Source organism: Salinisphaera orenii subsp. halophila YIM 95161 (assembly GCF_003732545.1).
GTDB classification, from domain to species: Bacteria; Pseudomonadota; Gammaproteobacteria; order Nevskiales; family Salinisphaeraceae; genus Salinisphaera; species Salinisphaera orenii_A.
The window spans coordinates 20,513-27,791 of record NZ_AYKF01000094.1 but is presented as its reverse complement, the minus strand read 5'-3'; the positions used below and the strand labels follow the sequence as shown (position 1 = coordinate 27,791).

General features: G+C 67.6%; 8 protein-coding genes and 1 tRNA gene. All 9 read left to right on the top strand.

Going from position 1 to position 7,279, the window contains the following annotated elements; translation table 11 throughout:
• A partial coding sequence (locus SAHL_RS11670) for an AsmA family protein (protein WP_148045560.1) occupies positions 1 to 996 on the top strand: 996 nt, incomplete at its 5' end.
• A 91-nt stretch (positions 997 to 1,087) separates the two neighbouring features.
• Positions 1,088 to 1,573 (top strand): SRPBCC family protein, encoded by a 486-nt coding sequence (locus SAHL_RS11665; protein WP_123591593.1) that lies wholly within the window; start codon positions 1,088 to 1,090, stop codon positions 1,571 to 1,573.
• Complete coding sequence (mutY, locus tag SAHL_RS11660; RefSeq protein ID WP_123591595.1) at positions 1,566 to 2,624, top strand: A/G-specific adenine glycosylase; 1,059 nt, start codon at positions 1,566 to 1,568, stop codon at positions 2,622 to 2,624. The genes SAHL_RS11665 and mutY overlap by 8 nt, the downstream gene beginning before the upstream one ends.
• Entirely contained in the window at positions 2,621 to 2,893 is a 273-nt protein-coding gene (locus SAHL_RS11655; protein WP_123591592.1) for an oxidative damage protection protein, read from the top strand. The genes mutY and SAHL_RS11655 overlap by 4 nt, the downstream gene beginning before the upstream one ends.
• 80 nt (positions 2,894 to 2,973) lie before the next feature.
• Positions 2,974 to 3,049, top strand: a tRNA-Phe gene (locus SAHL_RS11650).
• Positions 3,050 to 3,425: 376 nt separating this feature from the next.
• Positions 3,426 to 4,022 carry a GNAT family N-acetyltransferase gene (locus tag SAHL_RS11645; RefSeq protein WP_123591591.1) on the top strand — a complete coding sequence of 199 codons (597 nt, stop codon included), beginning with the start codon at positions 3,426 to 3,428 and terminating at the stop codon, positions 4,020 to 4,022.
• 109 nt (positions 4,023 to 4,131) lie between these two features.
• The gene (gene proV, locus SAHL_RS11640; RefSeq protein WP_123591590.1) at positions 4,132 to 5,346 is read left to right on the top strand and encodes a glycine betaine/L-proline ABC transporter ATP-binding protein ProV; all 1,215 of its coding nucleotides are present in this window, start codon (positions 4,132 to 4,134) and stop codon (positions 5,344 to 5,346) included.
• Positions 5,343 to 6,290 carry an ABC transporter permease gene (locus SAHL_RS11635; protein ID WP_123591589.1) on the top strand — a complete coding sequence of 316 codons (948 nt, stop codon included), beginning with the start codon at positions 5,343 to 5,345 and terminating at the stop codon, positions 6,288 to 6,290. The genes proV and SAHL_RS11635 overlap by 4 nt, the downstream gene beginning before the upstream one ends.
• A 64-nt stretch (positions 6,291 to 6,354) precedes the next feature.
• Positions 6,355 to 7,236: a glycine betaine ABC transporter substrate-binding protein gene (locus SAHL_RS11630; protein ID WP_123591588.1), complete on the top strand. Its 882-nt coding sequence runs from the start codon at positions 6,355 to 6,357 to the stop codon at positions 7,234 to 7,236.
• Positions 7,237 to 7,279: the final 43 nt, after the last annotated feature.

Here is a 7,279-nt window from a genome sequence, read left to right as displayed (position 1 = left end):
AGGGGGCCCCCCGCCGAGACCGGCGGGGGCGCGGAGCAGGAGGCCGCCGAGATCGACCTGTCGATGCTGGAGGATCTGCGCCTGGACGGCAAACTGTCCGCCGATTCGCTGACCGCGGCCAATATTCACGTCACCAACGCCGATCTGGCGGTGCGCGCCCGCGACGGCGTGCTCACCATCGAGCCGCTCACGGCCGAACTCTACGAGGGCAATGTCCGCGTGACCGCCCGGGTCGACGCCTCGCGCGAGACGCCGCGCTACAGCCTGGCCGGCAACCTCAACGGGCTGCGATTCGCGCCGCTGCTCGCCGACGTCGCGGGTACCGAGCGGGTCGACGCGCTCGCGAACATGAGCCTCGATCTGACCACGTCCGGCCGCCAGGTCGCCGCGATGAAGCGGGCGCTCGACGGCAGTCTCGGCTTCGATCTGCGCGACGGTGCCTTCAACGGCTTCAACCTCGCCGATCTGATCGCCGCGGCGCGCAGCCGCCTCGGCGACGACGATGCCGGCGAGGATTCGGCAGCACTCGGCGACGACAAGCGCACGCCGTTCAGTCGTTTCGCGGGCCAGTTCAACGTCAACGACGGGGTGCTGGCGGGCAAGGATCTCAATCTGGTCACGCGCGTCCTCAACGCCACCGGCGCCGGCAGCTACGATCTGGCCGACAACGCTCTGGACTATACGGTCAACGCCCAGGTGCCGGAGGACGCTGACGGCACGCTCGAGCGGCTTGCGGGCGTGACCGTGCCGATCCGGCTGAGCGGCAGTCTGTTGTCGCCGGATTATCGTCTCGACGTGGCCGGCGCGCTCAAGGGCGTGGCCGAGAAGCGGCTGAACGAGGAGAAGTCGAAACTCTCCGACAAGGTGCGCGAAAAGATCGAGGAACGCACCGGCGGCGACAAGGAGCTCGGCGGCCGCCTGCAGCGCGGCATCGAGAGCCTGTTCGGCGGCGGGGACGAACAGGAGGGCGACGATTCGCAGGACGAGTCGCGCTAGCGGTGGATGCGCGCGCGCCGTCGCCGGGGCGGCTGCGGCGATCGCGCTGTGGTGCCTGGCGCCGTCCGCGGTCGCCGCGAGTGTGCAACGCATGGACGTGACGCGCGAGTCCGGCCGCTACGCGGTCGATGCCGTGATCATGCTGAACGTCCCGCCGGGGATCGCCTTCCGGGCCGCGACCGACTACGAGCGCCTGCCTGAATTCAACCCCAGCATCGAGCGCAGCGAGCGCCTCGGCGACGATCGCCTGCGTTCCGATGTGCGCTTGTGCGTGGCGTTCTTCTGCCGGACGATCGAGCAGGTGATGACCTACCGGGAGCGCGCGCCGACGCGCATCGACATGCAGGTGGTGTCCGATGCGGGCGATCTCGAGACCGGGCACGCCGACTGGCGATTCGAGGCCGCCGAGGCGGGCACGCGGATGGCGTTCCGGGCCGAGATCGAGCCCGCCTTCTGGGTGCCGCCGGTGATCGGGCCGTATCTGATCGCGCGCGAACTTCGTGCCCAGGCGCGGACCACGGCCGAGGCCATCGAGCGGCTGGGCGCCGATTACCAGGCAGTGAATGGCGATGACTGACGACGCGCCGGAGCACATCGCCGACGAAATCCTGGCCTGGTTCGACCGGCACGGGCGGCACGATCTGCCCTGGCAGCATCCGCGCACGGCCTATCGGGTGTGGGTGGCCGAGATCATGCTGCAGCAGACTCAGGTCGCCACCGTCATCGACTACTTCAACGCCTTCATGGCCCGGTTTCCGGACGTCCACGCGCTTGCCGCCGCGGAGGCCGACGACGTCATGGCCCACTGGGCCGGGCTTGGTTACTACGCTCGGGCGCGCAATCTGCATGCGGCGGCGCGTCGTGTCGTGGCCGAGTACGACGGTCGTTTTCCGCGCAGCGTCGAATCGCTCATGGCGCTGCCCGGTATCGGCCGCTCCACGGCCGGGGCCATCGTCGCCCAGGCGTTCGGCATCTGGGCGCCCATCCTCGACGGCAACGCCAAGCGGGTGATCGCGCGTCTGGCCGCCATCGAGGCCACTCCCGGCACGGCCGCCTACGACAAGCCGTTGTGGCGCCTGGCCGAGCGCTATACGCCGGAGACGCGGGTCACCGACTACACCCAGGCGATCATGGATCTGGGGGCGACGCTGTGCACCCGGCGCAATCCCCAGTGTGCGGCCTGCCCGCTGGCCGATCGCTGTCTGGCGTACCGACGGAGCCTGCAGCATCGCATCCCCGCGCCGCGCCGGCGCAGCGCCCGGGCCCAGCGCGAGACGACGATGCTGGTCGTGGCCGACGAGGCGGGCCGCGTCCTGCTGGAGAAACGCCCGCCGGCCGGCATCTGGGGTGGCCTCTGGAGCCTGCCGGAAAAGCCCGCCGAGCGGGATGTCCACGCGTTCTGCCGCGAGCGCTTCGGCATCGAAGTCCGCGACGCCGGGGCGCTCGAGCCGATGCGACACGCCTTCACGCATTTCGAACTGCTCATCCATGCGCGTCGTGTGCAGCTGCGGGGCACGGCCCGTATCATGGAAGGCGAATTCGAATGGTTTGCGCGCGATGCGCGACCGGGGCTGCCGGCTCCGGTCGCGCGTCTCCTCGATGCGCCCCAACAGACACTGAATCTATGAGCCACACCGTCCACTGCGTCAAACTCGACAAGGAAGCCGAAGGCCTGCCGCGGCCGCCGCTGCCGGGCGATCTCGGCCAGCGCATCTACGACAACGTCTCGATGGAGGCCTGGCAGCAGTGGCTGGCCGAGCAGACACGCCTGATCAACGAATACGGCCTGCATCTGGCCGATCCCAAGGCGCGCGAATTCCTCACCGAGCAGACCGAGGAATATTTCTTCGGCAGCGGTCAGACCGCAGAGACGCACTACGTGCCGCCGGAACAGTAGGCCCGGCGCCGGGGCCGGCGGTTGACGCCGCCGGCCGCGCCCGGTTTAATACGCGCTCCTCGCGATCGATGTCTCGATCCGGCCGGATAGCTCAGTTGGTAGAGCATACGACTGAAAATCGTAGTGTCGGTGGTTCGATTCCACCTCCGGCCACCATTCTTTCCCGCCCGTAGCGGATCGGCTCCGCAAGCGCCGGAGGCCGGTTGGCCTCGTGCTGCGATCGGCGGTGTCGATTCTTTCAAGACCTCCTGCCCAGGCCTTCGCCGCTCTTGGCGCTAGATGTCGGACTGCCGTCGGTCGCTTCGGCTTTGCCTGCAGCCGACCGGCTGAAACATGCCGTCGCCGGGGCGTCATCTGCTGTGCGCTGACGCGTGTTGCACCATCGCGGCGCATTGTCTCTGGGGCGGGTGTGCAGATTCGCAATTCTTGGCGGGCGACGGTGCGGCCGGCCGTCGGCGCCCGGAACGGTCGCTTGCCGAGCGGGCCGTGCGAACGCTCTAATGGGTGCGGTCGATGCACGAACGGAGGGCGCATGGCGGCATTGGAGTTTCTGCGGCGGTCGGGCGACGAGATCGCGCCGTATGTCGATGATCTGGCCGCGCTTCGAATTCGCGTGTTCCGCGATTTCCCTTATCTCTACGACGGCGACGTGGGCTACGAGCGGGACTATCTGGCGACCTATGTGAACGCCCCGCGTTCGCTCGCGTTCATGGTCTATGACGACGCTGCCCTAGTCGGGGCCACCACCGCGCTGCCGCTGGCCGACGAGGAACCGGCGTTCCGGCAGCCGCTGGCCGATGCCGGTTTCGACGTGGCCCGGGTGTTCTATTTCGGCGAGTCCCTGCTGCTGTCGGGGTATCGCGGACGGGGGCTCGGTCATCGCTTCTTCGATGAGCGCGAGGCCTGGGCCCGGGCCGTCGGTGGCTTCGATCATGCCTGTTTCTGCGCAGTGCAGCGCCCGGTCGATCACCCGCTGCGGCCGACCGACTACCAGCCGCTGGACCCCTTCTGGCGTCGGCGTGGCTACACCCGGCGCGATGACATCACCGCGGTCTATCGCTGGCAGGACGTGGATTGTGCGGCGGAGACCGAGAAACGTCTGACGTTCTGGGTGCGCGCGCTCGATTGAGCGGATCGATCCGCATCGCGCGCCGGGGGCGGGGCCGGGATGCGACATCGGCATGAAACCTGCGTTAGGCTAGAGGCAGTTTTCGCGTCCGGCGTCACGGGGGGCCCGGTTGAGCACCAAACTTTCGGTCGAGCACGTATACAAGGTCTTCGGCGCGCATCCCAAGCGCGCGCTGGAGCGCATCGAACGCGGTGAAGGCAAGGACACGATCTTTGCCGAGACCGGCATGACGGTCGGTGTCTCCGATGCCAGTTTCGAGGTCCAGGAGGGCGAGATCTTCGTCGTCATGGGCCTGTCCGGGTCCGGCAAGTCGACGCTGGTCCGCATGCTCAACCGGCTGATCGAGCCCACCGCCGGCGCGATCCGCATCGACGGCCGCGACATCACGCGGATGACCCGGCGTCAGCTGATTGAACTGCGCCGCCGCGAAATCAGCATGGTGTTCCAGTCGTTCGCGCTGATGCCGCATCAGACCGTGCTCGAGAACACCGCCTTCGGGCTCAACGTGGCCGGTACCTCGAGCAGCGAGCGCGAGAAGCGGGCGCTCGACGCGCTGGATGCGGTCGGGCTCAAGGCCAACGCCGACAGTTTTCCGGACGAGCTCTCCGGCGGCATGAAGCAGCGCGTCGGGCTCGCCCGGGCGCTGGCCGTCGACCCCGGCATCCTGCTCATGGACGAGGCGTTTTCCGCACTCGACCCGCTCATCCGCACCGAGATGCAGGACGAGCTGCTGCGGCTGCAGGCCGAGCAGTCGCGCACGGTGGTCTTCATCACCCATGACCTCGACGAGGCCATGCGCGTGGGCGATCGCATCGCCATCATGGAGGCCGGCGAAGTGGTGCAGGTCGGCACGCCCGAGGAGATCGTGCGCGAGCCGGCCAACGACTACGTGCGGTCGTTCTTCCGCGGCGTCGACGTCACCCATGTCTTCACCGCCGCCGACATCGCCCGGCGTGATCAGATCACGGTCATCGAGCGCGTCGGCGTGAGCCTGCGTGCCGCCCTGTCGCGGCTGCAGGAACACGATCGCCCGGTCGCGGTCGTCCATGATCGGGAGCGTCGCTACCAGGGCATGGTGAGCGTGGAGTCGCTCACGGAGCGCATTGACGCGCTCGGGCGGCGCGAAGAGGGTGCCATCGAGGAGGCGTTCGTGCCCGGCGTCGAGCCCGTGGCCGCCGACAGGCCGCTCACCGAGATCATGACGCAGGTCGCCGAATGCCCCTGGCCGGTGCCGGTGGTCGACGAACACGGCCGCTATTGCGGCACCATCTCGCGCGCGACGCTGCTCCATACCCTGAATCGCACGGAGGCGAGCGCGGCATGATTGGATTCTCCGCGGATACCGCGTCCTTCTGGCAGTCGCTGCAGGAACGATTCGTGATCGACCTGAAGATCGGCGAGGGCTTCACAGCGCTCGTCGACTTCATGCGCGAGCATTTCGGTCTGCTGTTCGACGCCGTCGCGGCCACGATCAGCTTCGTCGCCGACAACCTGACCCTGTTCTTCAATTATCTGCCCGCGCCGGTCGTGTTCGGCGTGCTCGCGGCGCTGGCGCTCTGGCGCGTCGGCTGGCGATTCGCACTCTTCGTGCTTGCCGCGCTGTATGTGATCATGAGCATGGATCTGTGGCCGGCGTCGATGGATACGCTCGGGCTGGTGATCGCAGCCACGCTCGCCGCGCTCGGCGTCGGTCTGCCGACCGGGATCATCATGGCCAAGAGCGATACGCTGCAGGCGATCGTGCGTCCGGTGTTGGATTTCATGCAGACCCTGCCGGCGTTCGTCTATCTGATCCCCGCGGTGATCTTCTTCGGCACCGGCCGTGTGCCGGGCACCATCGCGACCGTCGTCTTCGCCATGCCGCCCTGCGTACGGATGATGAATCTGGGCATCCGCCAGGTGCCGGTCGAGAACGTCGAGGCCGGACGCGCGTTCGGCTGCAACGGCGCCCAGCTGCTGTTCAAGGTGGAACTGCCGCTGGCGCTGCCGTCGATCATGGCCGGGATCAACCAGACCATCATGCTGGCCCTGTCCATGGTCGTCATCGCCTCGATGATCGGGGCCGGCGGCCTGGGCGATCCGGTGCTGGCCGGCATTCAGCAGCTGCGTCTGGGCATCGGCTTCGAAGGCGGGCTCGGTGTGGTCATCCTGGCGATCATCCTTGATCGCCTGACCCAGAGTTTCGGCCAGCGCAACAAGCGCGGCGCCGGTCTTCTGACGCGGCTCAAGACGTTTTTCTCGCGGAACGGCAAGGCCGACGCGACCTAGTCCGCGCCGGCCGCGAGCGCGGCCGGCCGTGACATCCCGAGGTACATTCGAAGAGGGACTCACCATGAAACATCGCATGACGCACTGGGCCGGCACCGCCGCGATGGCGGTCGGCCTGGCCTTCGGTTCGCTGGGCACCGCCCAGGCCGCCGACGACACCATCGAATTCGGCTGGACTGCGTGGTCCGACGCCGAGTTCGTGACCAAGCTCGCCAAGCAGGTCATCGAGGAGCGCACCGATTACACGATCGAGCTCAAGATGGCCGCTATCGGCGTCCAGTACCAGGGCGTGGCCAACGGCGATCTCGACGGCATGCTCATGGCGTGGCTGCCCAAGACGCACGCCGACTACTGGGAGCGTTTCAAGGACGACGTCGATAACCTGGGGCCGCTGTACGAGGGCGCCCAGCTGGGTTGGGTCGTGCCGGACTACGTGCCCGAGGACAAGCTCTCCTCGATCGAGGACCTCAAGGACGAAGAGGTCATCGACAAGCTCGGCGGCAAGATCCAGGGCATCGATCCGGGTGCCGGCCTGATGCAGGCCTCCGAGGACACGATGGAAGGCTACGCGCTCGAGGACGACTACAACCTGGTCTCGGCCAGCGGTGCGGCGATGACCGCGGCGCTCGAGCGCGCCGTCGAGAACGAGGAGTGGATCGTGGTCACGGGCTGGACGCCGCACTGGATGTTCGGCCGCTGGGACCTGCGCTTCCTGGACGATCCGGAAGGCACCCTCGGTGGCAAGGAGCACATCGACGCGATCGTGCGTAAGGGCTTCGCCGACGACTATCCGGAAGTCGCGTCGTTCCTCGAGAACATGGACATTCCGCTCGAGGACCTGCAGGCGGCGATGTACGACGCCCAGGAGACGAGCTACGAGGAGGCCATCGACAAGTTCGTCGAGGACAATCAGGACATGATCGACGAGTGGTTCGCCGACAGCTGATCCGCGCCTCGCGACTCGAAGCAGCGAACGGGCCCGGCTTATG

Bases quoted from the DNA above. Each gene is read 5' to 3' on its own strand.
- SAHL_RS11665 (WP_123591593.1), top strand. From the start codon at position 1,088: ATGGACGTGACGCGCGAGTCCGGCCGCTACGCGGTCGATGCCGTGATC.
- mutY (WP_123591595.1), top strand. From the start codon at position 1,566: ATGACTGACGACGCGCCGGAGCACATCGCCGACGAAATCCTGGCCTGG.
- SAHL_RS11655 (WP_123591592.1), top strand. From the start codon at position 2,621: ATGAGCCACACCGTCCACTGCGTCAAACTCGACAAGGAAGCCGAAGGC.
- SAHL_RS11645 (WP_123591591.1), top strand. From the start codon at position 3,426: ATGGCGGCATTGGAGTTTCTGCGGCGGTCGGGCGACGAGATCGCGCCG.
- SAHL_RS11635 (WP_123591589.1), top strand. From the start codon at position 5,343: ATGATTGGATTCTCCGCGGATACCGCGTCCTTCTGGCAGTCGCTGCAG.
- SAHL_RS11630 (WP_123591588.1), top strand. From the start codon at position 6,355: ATGAAACATCGCATGACGCACTGGGCCGGCACCGCCGCGATGGCGGTC.